Origin of the sequence: Paenibacillus sp. 2KB_20, from assembly GCF_052115765.1 — a bacterium.
GTDB lineage: Bacteria > Bacillota > Bacilli > Paenibacillales > Paenibacillaceae > Paenibacillus_AQ.
This window is the reverse complement of sequence record NZ_JBFRHH010000007.1, coordinates 597,128-620,010: the sequence shown is the minus strand read 5'-3', so window position 1 is coordinate 620,010 and position 22,883 is coordinate 597,128. Positions and strand designations below refer to the sequence as shown.

Genomic DNA, 22,883 nt, shown 5'->3' with positions numbered 1-22,883 from the left:
GATTACAGCTCGATGCATTTGTGACGACCGCGTTGCCCATGCATTCGCATACATTTTCGTGAAATTACAGCTTCTGGACAACTGCTTGTTCCGTTGCCTGTTCATCGTCTTTATCCTCAGGCTTCTCACCGTCTTTCCAGATGACCCGTTCGCCGTAATCTTTTCCCCAATCGTACATCAATTTCAAGATCGGCATAAGACTCTCCCCGTAGGGCGTGAGCGAATATTCGACCCGAGGCGGAACCTCGGGGTAAACTACACGATGGACCAGTTGATCTTCCTCCAATTCGCGGAGCTGATTGGTCAGCATTTTTTGCGTGATATGAGGAATCATTCGATTTAGCTCACCGAAGCGTTTAACGCCCTCTAAACCAAGATGCCACAGGATGATCAGCTTCCATTTGCCGCCGATGACCGCCAGGGTTAACTCTTTATGGCAGTTTATTTCCTTCAGATTGATTCGCTGTTTGACTTCACTTGCCATAATGCATCACCCCTTCTTCCCTACAGTATACAACGGTCGCGGTTATATCAACAAAGTGGAAAATATCACATGACAGCACCCTACTCCAAATTGGCGTGCAGGCCAAACATTTGGTCCGAGTGGAGCTCACTCTTCTCCATCAATCTCAGGATGACCGCATCCAGCACAATCAGCATCGTCTGTTCAAATAAAGAGGCCATCGGTTGAACAGTGACGAGTGTATCTTGATTCTGATCCTTGGTGCTTCCGGGGAGCTGAACGATCGCATCGGAAAGCTCTCCGATACGCGATTCGGGCTTCACCGTTACGACTGCTATGGCTGATCCGATATCCTTGGCTTTTCGGGCCATAGACACCAAGCTTTGCGTTTCGCCTGAACCTGAACCGATAACAAGCAAGTCACGAGCTCCGATCGCCGGCGTTACCGTTTCACCGACGATATGAACCTTATATCCCATCTGCATTAACCTCATGGCAAAAGCCCGGATCATCAGACCGGATCTGCCGCCCCCTGCCAAGAAGATAGCGTCGGATTGCGCGATCCGTTCAATCAATCCCTCGACCTGGGCAGCATCGACCTGCTGTACGGATTCCGATATCTCCTTGGCAATGACTGCTGCATGTTGAAATATGCTATTGCTCATTGTGACTTAAGCCTGCTTCACAAGTTGGTTCATTTGAGCTGCTGCGGCCTTCTTGTCGGTTTGGCTCGTAATTCCGCCGCCGACGATCACGAGATCGGGATTCGCTTGGATCACCTCAGAGAGCGTCTCCATTTTGATGCCCCCCGCAACGGCGGTCTTCGCATGTTTAACGACACGTTTGATCGCCGCCAATTCCTCGAATGAGTTTTTACCTTCCGCCTGGTGGTCATAGCCGGAATGAACGCAAATGTAATCCACGCCAAAAGCGTCAATCTCCCGTGCTCTTCCTTCAATGTCCTTCACGTTGATCATATCCACCATGACCTGTTTGCCTTGCTTGAAGGCCTCCGCCACCGCGCCTTTGATCGTGGAATCGTCGGATACGCCCAGCACCGTAATAATATCCGCACCGGCTTCGGATGCCTTCATCACTTCATAACCGCCGGCATCCATAATTTTAAGGTCGGCCAGCACACGCAAATGCGGGAACTCCTCTTTAATCGCTTTTACGGCATGAAGCCCTTCATTAATGACAACGGGCGTTCCGATCTCCACGATATCGATAAACTCGGCTACTTCAGCCACCACTTGTTTTGCTTCTGGAATATTCACCAAATCCAATGCTAATTGAAGTTCCATATTGTTAATCTCTCCTTATGAATGTATTGTTTAATGACTACACGATCATTGTAGAGCGACAGTTTACTTTACGGAAGTACGTACTTATAAGTGAGATACTTACGTGGAAGTAAGTAATGTGGAGGGACAATGGGTTAGTTGCTTCATTTTTTTCTGTTAAGCATGCTGTCTCAATGCGGCTGGTAAAAAACAATTAAGCCTGTTTGTTCACTTTCGACTGACATCCGGCTGTGGTTTAATATAATTGTCAGGCCGGACAAAATGATCGGAAAGGAGGCTGAACGAATTGATTCAGAATATGGAGGTGGCATCCGCATAAGCGGGTGTCACGTATAGGGGAGCCCCATATAGGGCTCCCCTTCATTTGCAATCCTATAAAATTGGAGGAAACGCGATGTCATATTTACGTCAACCAGCCGTTATCGTCGTCACTGGCGTCATGGCCTCTGGTAAGTCGACGATAGCCCAGCTGCTAGCGGAGAAGTTTGAACGCGGGGTCCATTTGCGAGGGGACTCGTTTCGGAAAATGATAGTCAGGGGCAGAGAAGAAATGCTTCCGGATGCTTCGCTAGAGGCGGAGAGGCAGCTCGCATTACGGTATCAGCTATCCGCCTCCGCTGCCAGAACCTATGCTGAAGCCGGTTTTCATGTCGTTCTGCAGGACGTCATTCTCGGCCCGGCGCTGCACCAAATAACCGAAATGCTAAACGGCCTTCCTGTTTTCGTCGTTGTGTTAAACCCATCCGAGAATGCCATTAGCGCACGAGAGCAGATACGTGACAAAAAAGGCTACGGGGTATGGACCATCCACGAGCTGAACCGGCGGTTGACTATCGAAACGCCGAGAATTGGCCTGTGGCTGGACACCTCCGATTTATCTCCTGAAGAAACGGTTGAAGAGATTTGGAAGCGGATGTGGGACGAGGGGCAGATCCGTTAACATAAACATGGGTATCATTCATGACCAGGCTTCCTGGTAAAAAACAATTAAGCCTGTTTATTCACTTCATTCCCGCCGCCAGCCATGGTTTAATATAGATGTCCGGCTGGACCAAATGATCGGAAAGGAGGCTGAACGAATTGATTCAGAATATGGAGGTGGCATCCGCGTAAGCGGGTGTCACGTTTAGGGGAGCCCCATATAGGGCTCCCCTTCATTTCATCTTACTCGTAAATCACGGCTTTGATCTCGTCGCTATCGATATTGTTTTTGTCGTACCAGTAGAATCCCGTATCGATCTGCGGTTCAACCTTCTCCCCTTTGATGGCTGTCACAGCGGCTTTTACCGTCTCGTATCCGATGCCGACCGGATTTTGCGTGATGGCTCCCGCCATTGTCCCGTTCTTGATTGCGTCAATCTGTGCTTTTCCGGAATCGAATCCGACCACGATGATCTGACCTTCCTTTTTCATCTCCGTTACTGCGTTAATGACGCCAACCGCAGAACCTTCATTCGCCCCGAATATCCCTTTCAAATCCGGATGCGCCTGCATCATCGCCTTGGCCAGGTCCGTCGATTTCAGGTGATCCCCGCCTCCATACTGGATGTCAACGATTTCGATATTCGGGTACTTCTCTTCGATCTGCTTCTTAAAGCCGTCGCGGCGGCTAACCCCCGTTACGCTGGTCTGGTCATGGACCACCATCGCGATTTTGCCTTCATTTCCGATGAGCTCCGCCATTTTGTCTGCCGCAAGCGCGGATGCAGCCATATTGTCCGTCGATGCCGTCGTGACCGGAATGTCGCTTTCCACGCCCGAATCGAAGGCGATGACAGGGATGTTGTTTTCCTGGGCTTTTTTCAGATAAGGTATGGAGGCCTGGCTATCCAATGCGGCAAAGCCGATCGCGCTTGGTTTCTTATCGAGTGCTGCCTGCAGCATTTCGATCTGCTTATCCACCTGGGATTCCGTCTCCGGTCCTTCAAAGGTAATCCGTACGCCCAGCTCTTCCCCAGCTTGCTCGGCACCGGCTTTTACCGCCTGCCAGAATTGGTGCTGAAAGCCTTTGGAAATGATCGGGATGTAGATTTCTCCTTCGGCTGCAGAACCGGCTCCTGAACCGGATTCGCCCTCGCCTGGACTGTCGGTTCCTCCGGCAGCGTTATTGCTCGATGAACCGCAAGCCGCCAGCATACTTGCAGTCAGCATGAGAATCAGAGCCAATACGGATAGCTTTTTCATAATCTTCATCTCCCCTTGTTTATCAAAATAGTACATCTATAGAACTTCCATCCAAGGAAGCTTCTAACCCGTTAACATTCGGCTAACTTAGCTCGGAACGCATCTCTAACAAGGGCTTACGCTTTGCGTCTGCGCAAAATATCCGCATACACCGCAAGTATGATAACGAACCCTACGACAACGGTTTGCCACTCCTGCGGCACGGACAGAATGCGTAATCCATTCGTCAGCACGCTCATGATCAAAGCGCCGATCACGGTACCGATGATGGTCCCCTTCCCTCCGCTGAGCGAAGTTCCCCCGATCACGACCGCCGCAATGGCTTCCAGCTCATACCCGGCACCCAGGGCCGGATTGGCCGAGTTCAGCCTCGATGCCATCATGACACCGGCCAGGCCGGTAAAAGCGCCGGTTAGGGTGTAAATGACGATTTTCCAGAAGCCCACATGGACGCCGGACAATCGGGTCGCCTCCTCGTTGCTGCCCAGTGCAAAGTTATACCGGCCGATAATGGTCTTCGATAAGATGAGGTAACCTACAACCGCCGCAATGAAGAAAATAACGACCGCATTCGGAATATCAAGGCCCGGTATCAACCAGCCCAGCACACTGCCTTGGGACACCTCGGCAAAGCTTTCTGCGTCGTTGAAATAGACCGGCTTGGCTCCGGAGATAATCAGTGCCAGTCCTTTGGCAATCATCATCATCGCCAGCGTTGCGATAAAAGGCGGGATCTTCATCTTCGCCACCGCCGTTCCGGACAGAAGCCCGCACAGCGCGCCCGTTAAGATGCCGCCAAGGATGCCGACAGGAACCGGTAATCCCCAGAAGGTGATGCATACGCCGGTCATAACGCCGCTCAGCGTCATGACCGTCCCGACGGACAGATCAATGCCGCCGGTAATGATGACAAAGGTAGATCCCAAAGCCAGCACGCCGATCACCGCGGTCGAGAGAAGAATGCCCACGATATTGGAGAACTGAAAGAAATTGCTGGATGAGAACGTAAAGAATAGAATGAGAACGACCAAGCTGGCTAGAGCCAGCACTTGCTGCAGCGCACCCGATTTGATTTGAATGTTCATCTGCTTATTCCTCCTGACGTGTATGGATAACGGCTTACATTCTCGCTGTAGCCAGATGCATAATGCTTTCTTGGGTCGCCTCTTCATGTTCCAGCTCGCCTGTAATCCGGCCTTCACACATCACGAGAATCCGATGACTCATTCGAAGGATTTCAGGCAACTCCGACGAGATCATGATGATCGATTTGCCCTGTGCCGTAAGATCGTTCAGCAAACGGTAGATTTCGCTCTTGGCCCCTACATCGATCCCGCGCGTCGGTTCGTCGAAGATCAGAATGTCGCAATCGCGGGTCAGCCATTTGCCGATGACGACTTTCTGCTGATTACCGCCAGAGAGGTACTTTACTTCCTGGTCCACATGCGGTGTTTTGACCTTCAATCGCGACACTATTTCCTCTGCCTGCTCGCGAATCCTGGCCGTACTCATCCAGCCCCAGGGACGCACGAAGTTACCGTATGACGCAATAGCCACATTGCTCTTCACATCCAGATCGACGACGCATCCATAGCGCTTACGATCCTCGGATAGATAGCCGATCCCTTGGCGCACCGCATCGTGGGGGCCCTTGATCGTTATCTTGCGCCCATGAACGTGGATCTCGCCGGATTGAATACGGTCGGCACCGAAGATCGCCCGGGCAAGCTCGGTCCGCCCCGCGCCAACCAGCCCTGCAACGCCAAGGATTTCTCCCTTTTTCAGAGTGAAGTTAATGTCCTTCAAAAATCGACCTTGATTCAGTCCTTTAACCTCCAATACCGTCTCACGTTCACCTACGCTCCTCTCCGGTTTCGAGGTCTCGTAGATTTGCCGGCCAACCATTTTGGAAATAATGTCCTGGGTGGTAACTTCAGCTGTGGATACCGTATCGATGTACTGCCCGTCACGCATAACCGTAATGCGATCCGTAATTCTCTTGATCTCATCCATCCGATGGGAAATGTAAACGATTCCAACTCCGCCTTCGCGAAGCTGGCGAATGATGCGGAACAAGTCCTCAATCTCGGTTTCGCTTAAAGCCGCAGTAGGCTCATCCATGACCAGCACGTCGGCGCTATAAGACAATGCCTTGGCAATCTCCACCATCTGCTGCTTGGCAACCGTTAGTTCCGAAACCTTGATGGATGGGTCCATGTCCAGTCCCATCCGCTCGAACAGTTCCTTCACTTGTCGGTTTAGCGCATGCTCATCCAGAAACAATCGGAGCTTTCGTCGCGGCTCCCGCCCGATGAATATATTCTGAGCAACTGTCAGATCGGGCGCCAAGTTCAATTCCTGATGGATCATGCTGATCCCCGCGTCTTGTGCCGCTTTCGGATTCGTTAACTCCACGGGCTGCCCCTTGTACGTGATCGTTCCTGCATCCTTCTGGTATACGCCGGTCAAGATTTTCATCATGGTTGATTTGCCAGCACCGTTCTCACCCATAAGCGCATGAACCTCACCGCGCAGCAGTTCAAATCGGCAGTTATTTAATGCAAGCACGCCCGGAAATCCCTTCGTGATTCCTTCCATCTGTATCAATACTTCGCTCAAAACCCCTCACCTCTCAAGCTGGCACCTTTTATGAATCATTGTACAAAGCGTTCCCCTTGCGGAGGAATGGAATATTCTCTGATCGATGTTGAATAATCTATGATCTGTTAACAGGACCCCTTAAAGGAAGAAGCTACTCTTCCACAAAGGGAAAGAGCAGCTTCTGGTTCTCCTCGGTATACATATTGTCTTTGTTGATGACTACGGAATCGGTGTACACGTTGCGTGACACCTTGTCTCCTTCGATGATGGATACGGCTGTTTTGATGCCTAAATAGCCGATGTTGAAGGGTTTCTGAACGATCGTGGCTTGCAGGACTCCCTCTTCGAGCAGCTTGACTTCCTTCACCGAGCTGTCGAATCCGACCAGCTTGACCTTGCCCCCCAGCCCCAGTTCTCGAATTGCTCTGCCTGCCCCCACCGTAGAAGGCTCATTCAGTCCCACGATTCCATTCAGGTCAGGCCTCTCCAGCAGCAGCTTCTTCGTGATTTCATAGGCTCTCTCCTCCTTGCCTTCGCTATAGTAAGTGCCCACAATTTCCGTGCCGCTGCGCGACTCCAAAATACTTCGGACCCCTTGTTCCCTCTCGATCTGCGTCGAGGTCCCCTGTACGTAACTGACGATAGCAACCTTGGCATCTGCCGAGAGTAATGAAAAGAGCTCTTTGCCTGCCTTCTGTCCAGCATTCACATTGTCGGTCGCGATCAAGCTCTGCGCATAATCACCATTAACGGCGGAATCAATCATAATTAGCGGGATGTCAGCCCTACGAATGGACTCTGCTACGGGAACAAGGCGGTTATAATCTCCGGCGGCCATGACAATCGCATCCGGCTTCTGTTTGATGGCTTCCTCCAGCAATTGGATCTGCAAGTCCACTTCGATTTCCTGGGTTGGTCCTACCACCGAGACATCCACACCGAATTCACGAGAAGCCGTGTTCACCCCTTCAATCAGTACCCGCCAGAATTCAATTTCATCCAGTGCTTTAACACCCACGATGATCTTCTTGGCACCAGGCTCTGCCTTGGACCATTGAAAGGCGACATAACCCAGGATTAGCACCGAAATCAGCAGCAGTAAAATATATCGCAGTCTCATGTACGACTTCATGGCACATCCCCCTCCAAGCTCCGCCATTCCTCCGGATGAACAGCTGGAATGAGCACCTTTACACATGTCCCCGATCCGGGCTCGCTCGTATAGCTAAGGCCATATTCCGCTCCAAAATATAACTGAATCCGCTGGTGGACGTTCGCAATCCCAACGCTGTTTCTCGATGGGTTGCCTTCTTTGGACGTTAGCAGAGTCTCAACCTTGGACTGATCCATGCCGATGCCGTCATCCCTGACTTGAAACTCGATCCGGTTATGTTGAAACTTCCCTGTAATCGTGACCGTTCCCGGACCTTCCTTGTTCTTGATGCCATGATAAATGGCATTCTCCACCAGCGGCTGCAGCAGCACCTTCAATGTCAGATACGGGTAAAGTTCGCGATCGATATCCAGGGCAAAACGGATTTTGTCCTGGTATCGCATTTGTTGTATTTTTAAATAATTCGTTATATGTTCCACCTCGGTAGCAATCGGTATCATCTCCCTCCCTTTGCTGAGCGAAGCTCGAAACAACCTTGCTAAAGCCGATGTCATCAGAATCACCTCATCATGCTTCTTGCTCTCGGCCATCCATATGATGGAATCCAGCGTATTATAGAGAAAATGGGGATTGATTTGGGCTTGCAGGGCATTCAGCTCGCTTTTCCTCTTAATTTCCTGCTCTACCACGATCTGATCCATCAATTCCTTAACCTTCAGCACCATCACGTTGAAGCTGCGGGCCAGGCCGGAGATTTCCCTGGAATGCCCCACGGGAACCCGGATATCGAATTTCCCCTTCTCCACTTCCATCATTTTCTCTTGGAGTTTCTTGATCGGACGCGTCAGGTTACGGGAGATGACAACGGAGAACAGCACGCCCACGCCAAGACATAACAACCCCGCTATGGCAAAAGAAAGCTGCATTTGCTTCTTATTGTCCACCAGCTCATTCTCATAAAAAACGCCAACGATTTTCCAGCCGAAATCCGTATCCTTGATGCTGTATATCCGGCTTGCCCCGCCCTCCTTCACGACAAATCCCCCTTGCTTGTCCGAAATGACCTGCTCTAATCTCTCCGTCTTCAAATTGCTGTAGAGCAGCTGCTGCTGCGGGTGATACACAATCCGGCCTTGACGGTCAATCACAAACACGTAACCCCGGTTCCCCAGATCCAGCTTGCTGAGCATATCGTTAATCACCTTGAAGTTGAGATCGATCAACAGAATGCCCAGCCCATTCGAAGGATTCACGCCGCTGAGCTCGCGGCTCAGTGATACGACCCAGCGGTACTCTCCCTTGATGACCGGCTGTACATGGGACGAGGAGATCACTGTCTGCCCCTTGTTTTCCTTCGCCTGCCGATACCAGGGCTGCTCCGATAACGCAATATAGGGATTCAGTTCGGCGTCCGCCCGATCAGAGATAAAGGTGTCGCCGGCTCCAAAAATATTAATCGACGCAATGTCTTTGCGCGAAACCCGAATCGAGTGGAAATATTCCGATATCTTCGCTTTCAATATAGCCAGTTCCGCAGGCTGCAGTTCATCGGCCGAGGCCAGATATTCTCTGACGTTCGGATTGTTCATCGCTGCGAGCGAGATGTCCTTCATGCCCGTAATGTAGGTTTGGATATTTGCATTCACTTGATTGATCAGTTCGGAGGTATAACTCTCCGCCGTTTCGCGAACAGCCGATTCGGACAGCCGATAGGAGATGAAGATCAGCAGCAGCGCCGTAAACAGCACTAACATCACGAAGGAGCTGGCAATGCGGGACTGAATCGTTTTGATTCGCTGCGGTGCCTTCATGACCTTACCTCGTCTGACGCCATTTTATTTCGGTACTCGGTCGGGGTATCTCCGGTATGTTTCTTAAACAGCACGCTAAAATATTGTGGATCCTGATAACCGGTCTTTGCCGCAATTTCATAGGTTTTCATCGAGGAATGCTTCAGCAGTTCCTTTGCTTTTTCCATACGGACTTCCGTTACGTATTCAACGAAGGTTCTCCCGGTATGCGTTTTGAACAGAGCGCTGAAGTAACTCGTGCTCATGAAGATCCGGCTGCACACGGTCTTAATCGATAACTCCGGATCCTCGTAATGTCGCTGGATGAAATCGACCGCCTCCAGCATCTGGGAGCGGGTCAAGTCCTTTCTCGTCTTGGCAACGTCCTTTAGCGCCTGCTCGCACACCTCGTTTAACCAATGCTCAATCTCATCCAAGGACCGAAAAGAATGTAGATCGGATAGCAGACTTTTCTCTTTGCCGATCAACTCGTTCTCATTGCAGCCGATTTCCATCAAAGTTTGAAGAACCGCAAGCATCACTCGTACGATCCGCACATAACAGAGCTCGATCGAAATTGAAGCGCTTCCAAGTTCGCTGATCAACCGCCGGATGCACGTCTTTACTTCGGAGTCTGTACCGGCCCGGATCGCGGAGATTAGCGCTGACTCGGTTTCGATCCCATCCAGGAGAGGAGCGTTCCCCCGCTTTTCAAGATCCGTGATATGGACCACCTGATCGCGGCCGATCAGGAGCCGGTATTCCAATGCAGCCTCCGAAGCCCTGCAGGAATAACGGATGTCCTGAAGTTCACGGCAAATCGTTCCGATGCCCAGCGTGACCGTGAATTTCATGAACTGTTTCGTAGATCCGCGAATTCCCTCCGCCAGCTCCTGCGCCCGAGCGTGCAGCTCCTCCTCGCCAAAGCCCGACAGAATGGCCATAACCTTGTTCTCCTTGTACCGAAAAACGGCTGCACCGGGCTCACCCGCCAATAATTCCTGCATGATATTGTATAAGGCAAAAGCATACAGCTCATTATCAACGTGCTCTTCATCCGAACGAAGCTCATCCCTATCCGCTGCTATTGCGATATAAAGCGGCCCCGGAAGCGGAATATCAAAGTAAATCAGCTTGCTCTCGATCTCGGATCGCTTCATCGGCGATGACGCCAGTCGTTCGAGAAATCGTTCCTTAAGCAAGACCAAGCTCTCATTCAACTGATATTTGAGCCTCTTCAAGTGCTCCGTACGTCCGTGTTCCTCATCCATCTCCAGCTTGAGTTTATCAAGCATCTCCCTTAATTCCGCCGAGGTAACCGGTTTCATAATAAAATCCGTGACCTGCAGCTTCACCGCCTGCTGGGCATATTCGAAATCGTCAAACCCGGTCAGAATGATGATCTTCGTCTTAGGAAAACGTTCCGTAATATGGCGGGACAATTCCAGGCCATCCATGTACGGCATGTTGATGTCCGTTAACACCACATCAGGTGGTTGGCAGGTGACAGCCTCCAATGCATCCCTGCCGTTCTCACAACCTCCGATGCATTCAAAGCCATGGTCCGCCCACTGAATCTGGTTTCGAATCCCTTCCCTTACAATCGGTTCGTCGTCCACAATAAGAATCGTATACAATCAAAGCCTCCCCCGTTCATAAGCAAATCCCATTTGCTTAGGTTCTATCGTGTTACGAGGTGAATATACAGGAAAAGCCCTTTGGCAAGCAACTGCCAAAGGGCTCCATGTCTTCATATTTATTTGCGGGTGTTCATCCATGTAATGAAATTGTTCACCACAATATCGAGGAAACCGATGGTTGGCTCATGGATTAACTTGCCAGCCTCATCCATCTTCTCGTGTACCGCGCCGATGTATACTTCATTGTTCGGAAGCAGCGGCGAAGTAATGCCGACAGAAAACAGAATATCCCGGAGATGCTCTTGAGCGCGAACCGTTCCAAGCTGTCCCATCGACGCCCCCATAATCCATGAAGGCTTCCCGTTCATGACCTTATCAACGCGCGATAACCAATCGAGCGCGTTCTTGAGCACGCCCGGTATAGAGTAATTATACTCCGGTGTGATCCACAATACTGCATCGGCGGCAGCAATCCGCTCTTTGAAATCCTTAACAACCGCAGGAGGATCCAATTCAATGTCTTGATCGTAGAACGGAAGATCACGAAGCCCCAGGATTTCAAACGTGATCCGATCCGAGTAACGCTGCTTCAAATATTCCGCGAGTTTCATATTGTACGACTCTTTTCTAATGCTTCCAACAACGATTGCTACTTTCATGATACCCTCCAGTTCTATGCCTTCTTAGTACATTCCATTCTATTGTTGACAACTAACTTTAGCCTATCACCATATTTTACCATTGTCAAAATATCGTTTATCCTACTTCATCAACGAGAGCAGCTTACACACATCGCGCTCCATATATTCTCTTTGTTCAGGCGGCGCATATTGGAGCAGAGTCAGTGCGGCATAAGGCACTTTGATGGCATGGGGATCTTCATACCGTTTACTCCAATAGGCCGAATCCGTAATCGAAGCTTCCTCTGCAGCCTCAACTCTCTGATTCGATAGCGCTTGTGGCTTTAAACGGTTGAGTTTTATTTGCAGCCGGTGATTGTTTTGACCAAGCTTAGCAAGCTGGGCATAACCGAGCCGTTCCAGCTCAATCAATGCGTGGGCGTGGGTAATGCCATGCTCAAGCTCACCTGCAAAAAAGTAGTACTTCCCTTCAACGTGTTGATCCGGCAGCACATGATCCAACTCGGATAAAGCACGAATGGCCAGATCGGATGCATTCCGGTACGGCGGTATTTCCGAGAGTAAGATCTCCGATCGATCCAGCTTCGTATAATCATCAATTCCGTAATACCTGGCAAGCTTGTGTTCAACTGCTGCATCTTCCATCAGCTTAAGTAAACCTCGCACGATTGACGGCGTCAGTAAGTCCGGACGCTCACGCAATGCTTTCAGTCCCAAGACGGCCAGGGTTACCCCGTGTCCGGAGGTACTCAGATTCGTCAGGTTAGGCAGCAGTCCTTCAATAAATCGATTCATTAATTCAGGCTGCGCAGGTTCGGGAGGATAGGGTTCGAACCAATCTTCATGCTGACTGCGCAAGTGCCAGCAATTGGAAGCCAACCCCTGCAGTACATCTTGCGGCAGATCAAACTCCTTCTGCATGTAATAAGCCGCCAAATACGCTCCGCCAACATGTCCTTCAAACCAGCCAATCTCGCCGCCGCGGCTCAAGGCTGTAAGACCATCCTCCAAATACCGGTCACTAATGACCGAATTCACCTCCTTCCCTTCAATTGCACTTGGCAGATTCAGCCTGGCTGCAATGTCTTTAGGAAAGCTTGTGATCTTTAGTCGGATGCTGTAACCATACATTCTAAAATGCAAACCATCCTCGGTATCGGAAACCATCATCCGCCGATCCAGAGTGGATCGAACCCGGTCCAGAAACCGTTCGTCGGTTACTCCATAAGTTATCTCCAGGGATGGTGCCAGCGCATACATCGAAATCGGAATCCATCTGCGCTTTGTTGATACAACAACGGCATGGGCTGTTCCTCCAATGACAAAAGCGAACTGCTCCGACTCCTTGGCGATCGTTAAACCGAGCGTCTTCTGCATCCATAATCTTGCGGCTATCGGATCCTCCACAGGTAATCCCACCTCCCGCAAATACAGGACGCCATAGGTGCCGTTCGGCGCCAGTACCCCTTCCTTCAGATCATCGTGCGCGATAAACTCAAGCAAGTTTCCATCGCCATCCTTGAAGTACACATTCACGCCGGAATCAAACCGCTCAACCACTTCACCATCAGGCCATTTCAATAAAGGCATCTGCTCTGCGAGCTTCTGGATCATGGATTCAAACTGGGAATAAGGCACTTCAAACGCGATATGGGCAGGAGCTATAGATTCATACGCTTCTTCAAATGCGAGTGTGAAATCCGGTGTAGGCTGGAATACGATCTCAACCTCGCTTTCGCTTGCAATCGGGAAATGAAGCAGTCCGTTGTAAAATTGTTTCACACCCTGAATGGATACCGTTTTTAATTTCAATCCGGCAAAATGAGTGATCATGAGGTTTCAACCTCCTCTTTACCGCTGACCTTCTTTACCAGCTCCATAAAGATGGATAGCGCCTCTTTAGCCCGATAATCCAGCACAATCGTGCCTTCTGCCGCTTCGGATTCGTAAATGGTCCGCTGAGAACCGCCAATGGAGATCCATTCCGGACTATTAATTCCGTGCAAATTGCGTATGGTAGCTTGCATTTGCTGCAGTGAACTCACACCGACCGCCCCTCCCGCCGAGCTTACCGATAACACCGGTTTACCTGAAAAATGCATCTGTCCCAAATGATCCAAGGCGTTCTTCAAAACTCCACTCATTCCTCCGTGGTACTCCGGTGTCGTCAAAATAATTCCATCCGCTTCCATTAATAGACGCTGCAGCTCGCGCACGCCAGCATGGCGGTTGAATATCTCGTCTGGTGAATAGAATGGCAGCGGTGTCTCATACAAGTTAAACAGCTTCACCTCCACGAACAACGTATTCATTTGCGCTTCCAAGGCTTTAGCCAGAACGGTGCTTGTTGCTTCCTTACGATTGCTGCCAGCTATAATCACAATCTTCATGGTACTGCCTCCCTTATGGATATCGAATGTTTTGTTAAGTCCATTGTAGAGGAGGCAAGCCATGGAAATCGTCAACATTTAGAGTGATTTTACGAGCAAAAGCTCTCATGCCTTCGGCTGAGAGCTTCTACAACTATAGTCTTAGATATGATCGTTATGTACGCTAAATACAGCAATCCTTATACGATTCCATGCTTGAGCGCATAAATGGCCGCCTGTGTCCGATCGGCAACCCCCAGCTTATCGAGCAGATGGCTGACATGGGTTTTAACCGTCTTCTCGGTGATGAAAAGCGCTTCGCTGATTTCCCTGTTGTTCATGCCCGATGCAATCAGCTGCAGTACCTCCTGCTCCCGGCGGGTAAGTTTATCCAACTGTGCTGCCTGTTCCTGATGGCCGGACCCGCTGGTCTCATCTGCTCCCGCCGGCGATGTAACATGCGTCATGAGCAGCCCTGCCGCATCCGGATGCAGTTCGACTTGGCCTTCATACACGCGCCTGATCGCAGCCACCAGATCCTCAGGCTCAATATCCTTAAGAAGATAGCCGCGTGCGCCCGCCCGAATGGCGGGGAGAACATGGTCATAATCGATAAACGAGGTCAGCACGATGACTTTAATGTGAGGCTGTTCTTTTTTTAACTGTACGGTCGTATCGATTCCATTGAGGATTGGCATATTCAGATCCATTAATACGACATCGGGATTTAGATGTTTGGCCGTTTCCAACGTCTCCTCGCCATTCGCAGCTTCGCCAACCATCTCGATATCCGGCTGCGTAGCCAGAAAAACCTGCAATCCCCGGCGTACCATGGCATGATCGTCAGCGATCAACAATCGGATCATCCGTTATCCCCCCCTTCTAATGTTGATCTACCCCTTAAGGGCAGCGAAACCTCAATGATGGTTCCCTCTCTGTACACACTGTATAGACGGAATTGTCCTCCGAGCGATTCGGCCCGTTCCCGCATGCTCGACAACCCAATTGAATGCCGCGTCAGCTCGTTCAATCGTTGTTTGGTAATCCCGCGGCCATGATCTTCGATCCGAAGTTCAACTTCATTTTCCTGTAGAGTTAATACGACCGTTACTTCCTTCGTATCCGCATGCTTGCTTACATTATTCAACGCCTCTTGACCGATCCTCCACAAGGCTTCTTCCACGATCCGGGGCAGGTCCTGTATCCCGTTGGTATGTGAACTTACATGAAGCTTCAATCGTTCGCCGTATTGTTTAAGGCCTGTCATAAGCCCTTCTTCAAGTCCGGGTGGGCGAAGCTGCATGATCAGTTCCCGCATTTCCTTAAGTGCGCTTTGCGATAAGAACTGTATATCATGGATGGTGTCCTGCAGCATGCTTTTCCGCTCATGCTGCTCCGCGGCAAGCATTCCCCCCACCCCCTTGGACATCATGACTAACGAGAACAGGGTTTGACTTACCGAATCGTGCAGGTCTCGGGCTAGACGATTTCGTTCATCCATTCTTGCGAGCTCCCGCCGGTTCTCCTCCAGACGGATGCGCTGAAGGGTCATGCCGATATGTTCAGCCAGTGCCTCGATCACCTCCATATCCGCCCGGTACGCATCCCCGTAATGATCGTACCCTATCAAAAGCAGTCCAAAAAAGGTGTCTCCGGCTGCGGCCAGCGGAACCGCAACCGCTCGGGTGATGGAGGATATCCATCCCTGTTCAACCAATAAATCCGCAAGCCGCTGCGCGTCTTCGGCACTGACCGGATCCGCAGAGACCTTTCCCTTGCCAGACTCGATTCGTGCGGTTTCAGGAAGTGGAAATTGGGCATGGGGCAGCGTCGTCTGACCTCCGCTGTATAGGGCACGCAGTGTCATTTCGTTACCGATAGGCTCCAGTAATGCGGCAACATGCCAGTCAAAGTAACGTCCCATTAAACTCATGACTTGCTTCGTTAATTCGGCCCGGTTAACCGCCTGGGAAGCATAAGCACCGAGAGCACTGCTATATTCCCCAAGCCGGGCAAACAAATCCGCGCGGCGCTGCTCGGCTGCGTACAGCCGCATGCGCTCAATGGCGCTGCCGATTTGGTAGGCTACCGATTCCAGCAGTGCCAGTTCCTCTTTGGTGAAATGCAGCTTCCCGGGTGCAGCCACATTCAGTACGCCGAACCTGCGGCTGCCAGATCGTAGCGGAACGGTTGCATGGTGGGTTATGCCCTCTGTATCCCCCCATTGATACCGAACGGCGTTATCCAGACGCTTGCAATTCAAAATGTTCACTGCATTTTTCAGGCGTCCGTCATCGTAACGCTCCAGGCACCAGCAGCTGCCGCATCTCATGGGTTCGTTATCATCCCGGCTCAGGGCAGGCGGCAAATTCCGGCTGGCTACGAATTCATGCGTTCCCCGATCTTCCACCAGGAACAGCCAGCCGGTCGTAAGTCCCGTTAGCTCCAGCAGCTTGGCAATAACAACGTCCAGCATGGGAGCAAGCTCATTGGACTCGTTCAACGTTTCTGCGATCGTTTTCAGCGTAATTAACTCCTGAATATGCGGATCGTGATTGGACATACACGAAAGCTCCTTCTTTTTTTGCATTCTGAAGTAACTATATTATATAATCCTGTCACACACCATCAAAATCCCCTATGAGCCCTTCGGCTTTTCACAGATCATTCACCCCATGAATTTTGGTAAAAAACAATTAATATTGTTTTATCTCTTGCAAATTTCCACCTACATATGGCTTAATATAGAAGTCGGGGCCGACGAAATGAGCTGAAAGGAGGCTGATTGCAATGATTCAGATCCGTGAGGTGGTATTCGCGTAAAGCGAATATCCGTTAAATGGGAGCCCGCTGCGGGCTCCCTATATCTATTTTTAAATCCAAAAATCTAAAAACCCAAAAAAACCAATATCACGAAAGGAGGAGGGCAAGCATGATCAATGCAATTGTTTTGAAACTCAACGATAGCTTAAATATGTATACAGAAAGAGGAGGGCATCGATGGGCCATTACAAGAACGGAAGAGAAGTGCTTCCCCCCGAGCTGCTGCAGCAAATTCAACAGTATATAGATGGAGAATTACTCTACATACCGAAACAGAGCGAGCAAAGAGCCGGCTGGGGAGAGTTAAGCGGTTCCAAACAACGCATCGAAAGTCGAAATAAAGAAATGTATCGCGCTTACTGCAAAGGACGGTCCATTGAGGAATTGGAACGGACCTACTTCCTGTCTGGAGAAAGCGTGCGCAAGATCATAAGTAAACTTACCCGCGTAGGGACCTAAATCGATGAGATTTAACGGTCTGCACACGGATTAACATAGGACTGTTCCCCTGGGGCGCAGTCCTTTCCATTGTATATGAATGCTACTACATAATAGAAAATGCCCGACTGTAGGTGAATCTACAATCGGGCATTTTTTTATATTCTAGTGATCTTCCCGCTTCTCCCCCGCGACATCCCAACGATGGCGAAATTTCTCCAATCGCGGATGAAGCTGCGGCGGCTCGGACAAGAGGATGAGCCTCAGCTTCACAATCCATTCCTCGAATGAAGAAAAAGATGCAAACACATTGGCCATCCCAGGTGTCAGAATAAGAAAATGGGGACTTCCGTATTTCTCTACCAGATGACGAAGCGCGGTATCGATCGGCGTGTATTTTTTCCGTTTCGACTCGAAGGGTTCAATCACAACCGATGATCCTTCATGCTCCTCTATCCATTCCTGAAGCTGTTTCTCCCGCTTGTAATAAGGGCTAACCGGCTCCTTGAACATCCGCCTGGCCGTCTCTTCATGCAGCGGATACAGCACCAATTTTACAAATGACCGTTCTTCTAAAATGGCAGCAGCCTGCTCCAAATCCTTCTGGATCTGCTCGAAGAGGTCGTAGAATATTAAGGTCCCTTTGGTTGTCGGCTTCGGGGGCTCGTAACCGTAAGGAACATACTCCAAATTGCGCGGCATGATGGAACTTCACCTCTCTTTTACTCTGAAGACTGGGATGAAAGCTTTGGTGGTACGCGATGCTGGGTAGCCTGCTCAAAGCCGTAGGCTAACTGGATCAACACGGGTTCGCTATATGCCGTTCCGATGAACGTAATGCCCTGTGGTCCCCTCGTAATATAGCCTCCCGGTGCAATGATGCCACTCTCAGCATAGCCGCCGGGAACGGTAACTGATGGATACCCTGCCCTGGCAGCCAGATCGGGCCCATATTCATTACCTAGAAACAGTAGGGCGTCCAGCTGATATGTCTGCAAAACATGGTCAATCCCTCTCGTTCCCGCCATTCCTTTATTCTTCTGCTTGCTCTCAAGATACTCTGCTTCGGTCAGCGTACCGCTCGTCTCCTCGGCCCAAATCAATGTCCCCTGTCCATATTTCAAGGCAGCATCGGCGTGTGCCTCATTATAAGCGATAACTTCAGCCAACGAATGAACCGGCAGAGACGCGTCTAGGTTCGCCAAATAATCATTGACATATTTCTTGAACTCATAGCGAAGGACATTGGCATCCCACTTGGTATCCTGGCAAGGCAGCTCCACCGGATCAATAATAGTGGCTCCTTGATCCCGCAGCACTTCAATGGCGGACTCTACAATATTTAGTCTATCCCGATCCAGGTGCTTATAGTAGTATCGGGGAATCCCGATTCGAGCTTTCTTCAAATAACTCGAATCCAGAAACTTCGTGTAGTCCTTCACCCTATTTTGAGGATCTATCTTGGTCACTTCGTCCAAATCATCGGTTCCCGCGATCGCGCTAAGCAGAATTGCGGCATCTTCCACCGTTCTGGTCATCGGACCGGCCGTATCCTGCGTATGGGTGATGGGTATAATACCTGACCGGCTTACCAGTCCGATCGTCGGCTTAATGCCAACCAGACTGTTCTGGCTGGAAGGGCTGATAATCGATCCGGATGTTTCCGTCCCGATGGCCGCTGCAGCCAAATTCGCCGCCACCGCAGCACCGGAGCCTGAGCTTGAACCTCCAATGAACATTTCGCCAGGGCCGTATGGATTTAACGTAAGTCCATGTCTTGATGAGTATCCGGCCCACATCGTCGATGACATGAAATTCGCCCACTCGGTCATATTGCTCTTACCCAAAATAACAGCACCCGCCTTACGCAGCTTAGCTGCAATAAAAGAGTCTTTCGTGGCAAACAAATCCGCAAGGGCGATGGTGCCGGCGCTCGTATGCAGCCGATCCCCGGTATCGATATTGTCTTTGAGCAGGATGGGAATCCCGTGCAGCAATCCTCTTGCTCCCTGGTCTTTGCGCTCCCGATCCAACTCCCCGGCAATTTGCAGCGCTTCAGGGTTCACTTCAAGAACCGAACGGAGAATTCCATCGTATAACCCGATCCGCTCCAGATACAATTGAACCAGCTGTACAGAAGTCATCCAACCCTTTGCCATCGCCTGCTGCATATCCGAAATGCTTGCTTCCACAATCCATGTTTTTTTATCCATGATCATATCCAGTCCCCCTGACTTATCTTACTGACCTTACGGTAGGTGATGGGGATTAATGTTTCATATTTTTGCCTCCAGTCGAGTCGGTTATATCCTTATTTAATTCGGAATTCAGGAACAAAATTCCTCTTATTATGCATAATCCAAGCGGTACCTGTATGTTCCGTCTCCCCTGTTCTCTGCTTGTTATCTCTTCATCTCGAACGAAACACAAAACGCGGACCAAGAATAGTTCTTGATCCGCTCCTGTCCCCATTCGAAATCTTCAACTTAAGGTACGATTCTACCGATACCATTGAGCCTGCTTGTTGAACATCTCGGCATAGTGGGCACCCTGCTCAATTAACTCCTCATGTCTTCCCTCTTCGACGATTCTCCCATCCTTGAGAACGAGAATGCGGTCCGCATGTCTGCAGCTCCCCAATCGGTGGGATATGAATATGGCAGTTTTGCCATCGGTCATGGACATCAGATTCTCGAAAATGGCGGATTCCGTCAACGGGTCTACAGCTGCTGTCGGCTCGTCCAGATAAATCACTTCGAAATCCCGATAGAACGCCCGGGCGATCGCTACCTTCTGCCATTGGCCCTGAGACAGTTCACGCCCTCCCGAGAAACGCGTTCCAAGCTGGGTTGTAACACCATCCTGCAGCGAATCCGCAAGTGAGGTCATCGATGCCTTTTCCATGGCATCGTTCAATTGACGATGCGCTTGACGATCATCCGGATCAATCTCCTGCAGCGCTATGTTGGCCTCAAGGGTCAATTCATATCGGTAAAAATCTTGAAAGACCGCCGTTACTCTACTGCGAAAGCTCGCAGGATCATAATCCTGTATCGGGACGCCGTCATAACGCACGACGCCATGCGTCGGTTCATACAGTCCCAGCATAACTTTAACGAGGGTGCTCTTTCCCGCACCGTTCTCGCCGACAATCGCGACCTTCTCTCCGGGCTTGATGCGAATCGTCAAATCCTCAAGAACAGGTTGTTCCTGATTCGGATATCGAAACGTTACGCCTTCCACATCGATTCCTTCCCGTAAAGGCGCGTTCATCGGCAGGGCTTGATCCGTTTGCGGAACCGGCGTATCCAGAAATTCAAACAGTTCGTGGATGAACAAGCCATCATGATAGATTTGCCCGATGTTCTGACTGATGTTTTGTATGGAATAACGTGTGTCCTGTACCGCTTGATAGAGCGCGACATAGCTGCCGATGGTTAGTTTGACGCGGGAACCGATCCATATGAATACAGCTAAAATACTAAAAGAAAAAATCGTAACGGCCGATTCCACGATCAGGCGATTCTTCATATTTTTCCGTTCGACGCCCAGCATTTCATACGTATTCTTGAAATAGATGCCCCGCCATTTGTTCAATAAGTAGTCTTTAGCATGAAACAGCCGGATTTCCTTGGCCGCTTCCTTCGTCTGCAGCAGCTGGTTCATATACGCCGCCATCCTGGATGAAGCGGTCTGCTGATGGATCACCACGAATCGGGAAGTGCCCTCTTTCTTCTGGATGATCAGCAGTGGTATGATCAGAAGCAGCATGACAATAGGCAATATGTAATGAAAGCTAAACAATAGAATGAGCAAACCGACCAGCGTAATGACGCTCTGTGCAATCGAGAACATGTAGAACACCATGTTAATACCGCAGATATTCAGATTGCGCAGAGCCCGCTGCAGCTTATCATAGCTTTCTGGAGATTCAAAGAATACGAACGGAAGCTTGCTTAACTTCTCAGATACCTGAAGGTTAAACCAGAAGGAGACATAAGCATTCATCTTTCGCTCGGTATACTTTTGAAGGGAAGCCAGCACAATGCCAATCAGCATAGCCATCAGTTGAAGAACCAGCCAATATAATGCGTTGATTGGAACTTCGCCCCGGGTCAGAACGCCGGTAATGGTGTTTATGACTTGAGCTGTAACGTAAATCTGTGCTATGGGCAGAAAAGCTTGGAGTAAATATATCATCGTAGATCTAGTAAACATGCGTGGTGAGACACGGTACACCTGCTTCATAACCTCAAACATCAGGTTTGCATATTTCATGTTGTACAACCTTGAGCCTCCTTCGTCATTAAGCCGATTTGTTAAGGGCTGAAGGTTTTGCCTGCGGCAGCTGCTTGATCATTTGTTCAAAATGATGCAAGTAATTGGTTACGCTTTTGTTGATCACGATCTGCTCCTCAGATAAATAGAACGCCAACGGAAACCGGTTCACCTTAAACGAATCGATCAAAGCCCGATCAGCCCAGACCACCTGCAAATCCGTTAATCCGTTGGCACTGGCCATTTCAGCAGCCTCCTCGGCATCCTGGGCGTACAGAAACAACGTAATCGGAAGTTCCGGATGCGATGTCATGAACGTTTTGATGGCTCCGTATGTTTCCTTGCATGCATTGCAATGATTCATCGTGAACAGGAGGATTTTGGACTTATCGTCATACAGATTAAGGGGGTCCCCGTTCATGCTCACATAGGTTGTTCGGGGAATCTGCATGCCGAGCTCTAGTCCCTCCTTCGGAACGGTCGGTTCCTCATCACCGCTTACGGCTGCCTGCGGCCTCAACTTCAACTCTCGAACATGCCGATACAGCTTCATGACGAAGAAGGCCAAACTGAATATCAAGCCATATTGAATCACGAGTACAGTTGTAATCAAATCCATAGATTTTATTCCCCCCTCGCCTGTATGGAATCAAGAGTATAAACATTCAATGCGATTAACGAAATAGCGGCAATCCCGACGGAGGACAGCAAGGTGAGAACCGCCTCTTGGACCGGCATACTGAGTGGATTCACGGGTTCTGAAAAAAGCCAAATTAGCGCATTTAATAAACCTAAGCATGCAACTTTAACAACCGTATTCCTGCCGAGGGTCTCATTAGACCATGAGCCGAAGCAACTGCACGTTATCTCCTGTTTCTGCACGACCCTGGCTTGGTAAACAGCGTAGCCGAACCCCGCCAGCAAAATAAAAATCGCGATTTGCGCAAGTATTCTGCTCCAGGAAAACAATAAACCTGCCCCAGCTGCGATCTCAACGGCGCAAATGAGAACAGGTACAATCGGTAAGTGACCTGCAGGCAGCTGCAGTCGTTCGATTGTCATCCTGAAATCCGCTAACGACAACAGTTTCGACACTCCCGAAAACACAAAAATCAAGCTCAGATACATTAGGCATAGTGCACTCATGGACACCGTTCATTCTCCTTCCCGACAACCAGGGAGACCAAGCCCCCATCCGATGACATTGATATCTTGCTAACACTGCTCCTTGCTGTTCT

At 50.1% G+C, this 22,883-nt stretch carries 21 protein-coding genes; 2 read left to right on the top strand and 19 right to left on the bottom strand.

Going from position 1 to position 22,883, the window contains the following annotated elements; all coding sequences use genetic code 11:
• Positions 1-64: 64 nt before the first annotated feature.
• The 3 genes from AB4124_RS21800 to hxlA all read right to left on the bottom strand — a co-directional run bounded on the left by AB4124_RS21800 (position 65) and on the right by hxlA (position 1,767).
• On the bottom strand, positions 65-484 hold the full coding sequence (locus tag AB4124_RS21800; protein WP_441974133.1) for a winged helix-turn-helix transcriptional regulator: 420 nt from the start codon (positions 482-484) through the stop codon (positions 65-67).
• Between the two features lie 80 nt (positions 485-564).
• Entirely contained in the window at positions 565-1,128 is a 564-nt protein-coding gene (hxlB, locus tag AB4124_RS21795) for a 6-phospho-3-hexuloisomerase (protein WP_441974132.1), read from the bottom strand.
• Positions 1,129-1,134: 6 nt separating this feature from the next.
• Positions 1,135-1,767: a 3-hexulose-6-phosphate synthase gene (gene hxlA / locus AB4124_RS21790; RefSeq protein ID WP_076321975.1), complete on the bottom strand. Its 633-nt coding sequence runs from the start codon at positions 1,765-1,767 to the stop codon at positions 1,135-1,137.
• Between the two features lie 394 nt (positions 1,768-2,161).
• On the opposite strand from hxlA, the gene AB4124_RS21785 reads away from it, so the two are divergent.
• Entirely contained in the window at positions 2,162-2,707 is a 546-nt protein-coding gene (locus AB4124_RS21785) for a phosphotransferase-like protein (RefSeq protein WP_441974131.1), read from the top strand.
• 224 nt (positions 2,708-2,931) lie between these two features.
• Here AB4124_RS21785 and AB4124_RS21780 read toward each other — a convergent pair whose 3' ends face one another.
• The 11 genes from AB4124_RS21780 to AB4124_RS21730 form a co-directional block, all read right to left on the bottom strand.
• Positions 2,932-3,960: an ABC transporter substrate-binding protein gene (locus AB4124_RS21780; RefSeq protein WP_441974204.1), complete on the bottom strand. Its 1,029-nt coding sequence runs from the start codon at positions 3,958-3,960 to the stop codon at positions 2,932-2,934.
• Positions 3,961-4,067: 107 nt separating this feature from the next.
• Positions 4,068-5,036, bottom strand: coding sequence for an ABC transporter permease (locus AB4124_RS21775; protein WP_076321977.1), 969 nt, complete (start codon positions 5,034-5,036; stop codon positions 4,068-4,070).
• Positions 5,037-5,070: 34 nt separating this feature from the next.
• Positions 5,071-6,570: a sugar ABC transporter ATP-binding protein gene (locus AB4124_RS21770; RefSeq protein WP_441974130.1), complete on the bottom strand. Its 1,500-nt coding sequence runs from the start codon at positions 6,568-6,570 to the stop codon at positions 5,071-5,073.
• 133 nt (positions 6,571-6,703) lie between these two features.
• Positions 6,704-7,684, bottom strand: a complete 981-nt coding sequence (locus tag AB4124_RS21765) for a substrate-binding domain-containing protein (RefSeq protein WP_430104805.1) — start codon at positions 7,682-7,684, stop codon at positions 6,704-6,706.
• Positions 7,681-9,477 (bottom strand): cache domain-containing sensor histidine kinase, encoded by a 1,797-nt coding sequence (locus AB4124_RS21760; protein ID WP_430104806.1) that lies wholly within the window; start codon positions 9,475-9,477, stop codon positions 7,681-7,683. Before AB4124_RS21760 ends, AB4124_RS21765 begins: the two co-directional genes overlap by 4 nt.
• Entirely contained in the window at positions 9,474-11,093 is a 1,620-nt protein-coding gene (locus AB4124_RS21755; protein ID WP_430104808.1) for a response regulator, read from the bottom strand. The genes AB4124_RS21760 and AB4124_RS21755 overlap by 4 nt, the downstream gene beginning before the upstream one ends.
• 119 nt (positions 11,094-11,212) lie before the next feature.
• Positions 11,213-11,755 (bottom strand): NADPH-dependent FMN reductase, encoded by a 543-nt coding sequence (locus tag AB4124_RS21750; protein WP_098746456.1) that lies wholly within the window; start codon positions 11,753-11,755, stop codon positions 11,213-11,215.
• 102 nt (positions 11,756-11,857) lie between these two features.
• Positions 11,858-13,570 (bottom strand): VOC family protein, encoded by a 1,713-nt coding sequence (locus AB4124_RS21745; protein ID WP_441974129.1) that lies wholly within the window; start codon positions 13,568-13,570, stop codon positions 11,858-11,860.
• Complete coding sequence (locus AB4124_RS21740) at positions 13,567-14,127, bottom strand: NADPH-dependent FMN reductase (protein ID WP_098746458.1); 561 nt, start codon at positions 14,125-14,127, stop codon at positions 13,567-13,569. The genes AB4124_RS21745 and AB4124_RS21740 overlap by 4 nt, the downstream gene beginning before the upstream one ends.
• 179 nt (positions 14,128-14,306) lie before the next feature.
• The gene (locus AB4124_RS21735) at positions 14,307-14,972 is read right to left on the bottom strand and encodes a response regulator (protein WP_441974128.1); all 666 of its coding nucleotides are present in this window, start codon (positions 14,970-14,972) and stop codon (positions 14,307-14,309) included.
• Positions 14,969-16,669 carry a GAF domain-containing sensor histidine kinase gene (locus AB4124_RS21730; protein WP_441974127.1) on the bottom strand — a complete coding sequence of 567 codons (1,701 nt, stop codon included), beginning with the start codon at positions 16,667-16,669 and terminating at the stop codon, positions 14,969-14,971. The genes AB4124_RS21735 and AB4124_RS21730 overlap by 4 nt, the downstream gene beginning before the upstream one ends.
• 437 nt (positions 16,670-17,106) lie before the next feature.
• On the opposite strand from AB4124_RS21730, the gene AB4124_RS21725 reads away from it, so the two are divergent.
• Entirely contained in the window at positions 17,107-17,388 is a 282-nt protein-coding gene (locus AB4124_RS21725) for a CD3324 family protein (RefSeq protein ID WP_006211013.1), read from the top strand.
• A 144-nt stretch (positions 17,389-17,532) separates the two neighbouring features.
• On the opposite strand, the gene AB4124_RS21720 is transcribed toward AB4124_RS21725, so the two are convergent.
• From AB4124_RS21720 to AB4124_RS21700, 5 genes are all read right to left on the bottom strand, one after another.
• The gene (locus AB4124_RS21720; RefSeq protein WP_441974126.1) at positions 17,533-18,069 is read right to left on the bottom strand and encodes a hypothetical protein; all 537 of its coding nucleotides are present in this window, start codon (positions 18,067-18,069) and stop codon (positions 17,533-17,535) included.
• 20 nt (positions 18,070-18,089) lie between these two features.
• On the bottom strand, positions 18,090-19,586 hold the full coding sequence (locus AB4124_RS21715) for an amidase family protein (protein ID WP_441974125.1): 1,497 nt from the start codon (positions 19,584-19,586) through the stop codon (positions 18,090-18,092).
• A gap of 280 nt (positions 19,587-19,866) precedes the next feature.
• A complete protein-coding gene (locus AB4124_RS21710; protein WP_441974203.1) occupies positions 19,867-21,645 on the bottom strand; it encodes an ABC transporter ATP-binding protein in 1,779 nt (592 codons plus the stop codon).
• Between the two features lie 28 nt (positions 21,646-21,673).
• Positions 21,674-22,264 (bottom strand): hypothetical protein, encoded by a 591-nt coding sequence (locus AB4124_RS21705; protein WP_215154040.1) that lies wholly within the window; start codon positions 22,262-22,264, stop codon positions 21,674-21,676.
• A 5-nt stretch (positions 22,265-22,269) separates the two neighbouring features.
• Positions 22,270-22,791, bottom strand: coding sequence for a MauE/DoxX family redox-associated membrane protein (locus tag AB4124_RS21700; protein WP_441974202.1), 522 nt, complete (start codon positions 22,789-22,791; stop codon positions 22,270-22,272).
• Positions 22,792-22,883: the final 92 nt, after the last annotated feature.

Coding starts and splice junctions, on each gene's coding strand:
- AB4124_RS21800 (WP_441974133.1), bottom strand. CDS start 484: ATGGCAAGTGAAGTCAAACAGCGAATCAATCTGAAGGAAATAAACTGC.
- hxlB (WP_441974132.1), bottom strand. CDS start 1,128: ATGAGCAATAGCATATTTCAACATGCAGCAGTCATTGCCAAGGAGATA.
- hxlA (WP_076321975.1), bottom strand. CDS start 1,767: ATGGAACTTCAATTAGCATTGGATTTGGTGAATATTCCAGAAGCAAAA.
- AB4124_RS21785 (WP_441974131.1), top strand. CDS start 2,162: ATGTCATATTTACGTCAACCAGCCGTTATCGTCGTCACTGGCGTCATG.
- AB4124_RS21780 (WP_441974204.1), bottom strand. CDS start 3,960: ATGAAGATTATGAAAAAGCTATCCGTATTGGCTCTGATTCTCATGCTG.
- AB4124_RS21775 (WP_076321977.1), bottom strand. CDS start 5,036: ATGAACATTCAAATCAAATCGGGTGCGCTGCAGCAAGTGCTGGCTCTA.
- AB4124_RS21765 (WP_430104805.1), bottom strand. CDS start 7,684: ATGAAGTCGTACATGAGACTGCGATATATTTTACTGCTGCTGATTTCG.
- AB4124_RS21760 (WP_430104806.1), bottom strand. CDS start 9,477: ATGAAGGCACCGCAGCGAATCAAAACGATTCAGTCCCGCATTGCCAGC.
- AB4124_RS21750 (WP_098746456.1), bottom strand. CDS start 11,755: ATGAAAGTAGCAATCGTTGTTGGAAGCATTAGAAAAGAGTCGTACAAT.
- AB4124_RS21745 (WP_441974129.1), bottom strand. CDS start 13,570: ATGATCACTCATTTTGCCGGATTGAAATTAAAAACGGTATCCATTCAG.
- AB4124_RS21740 (WP_098746458.1), bottom strand. CDS start 14,127: ATGAAGATTGTGATTATAGCTGGCAGCAATCGTAAGGAAGCAACAAGC.
- AB4124_RS21735 (WP_441974128.1), bottom strand. CDS start 14,972: ATGATCCGATTGTTGATCGCTGACGATCATGCCATGGTACGCCGGGGA.
- AB4124_RS21730 (WP_441974127.1), bottom strand. CDS start 16,669: ATGTCCAATCACGATCCGCATATTCAGGAGTTAATTACGCTGAAAACG.
- AB4124_RS21725 (WP_006211013.1), top strand. CDS start 17,107: ATGGGCCATTACAAGAACGGAAGAGAAGTGCTTCCCCCCGAGCTGCTG.
- AB4124_RS21720 (WP_441974126.1), bottom strand. CDS start 18,069: ATGCCGCGCAATTTGGAGTATGTTCCTTACGGTTACGAGCCCCCGAAG.
- AB4124_RS21715 (WP_441974125.1), bottom strand. CDS start 19,586: ATGATCATGGATAAAAAAACATGGATTGTGGAAGCAAGCATTTCGGAT.
- AB4124_RS21710 (WP_441974203.1), bottom strand. CDS start 21,645: ATGAAATATGCAAACCTGATGTTTGAGGTTATGAAGCAGGTGTACCGT.
- AB4124_RS21705 (WP_215154040.1), bottom strand. CDS start 22,264: ATGGATTTGATTACAACTGTACTCGTGATTCAATATGGCTTGATATTC.
- AB4124_RS21700 (WP_441974202.1), bottom strand. CDS start 22,791: ATGAGTGCACTATGCCTAATGTATCTGAGCTTGATTTTTGTGTTTTCG.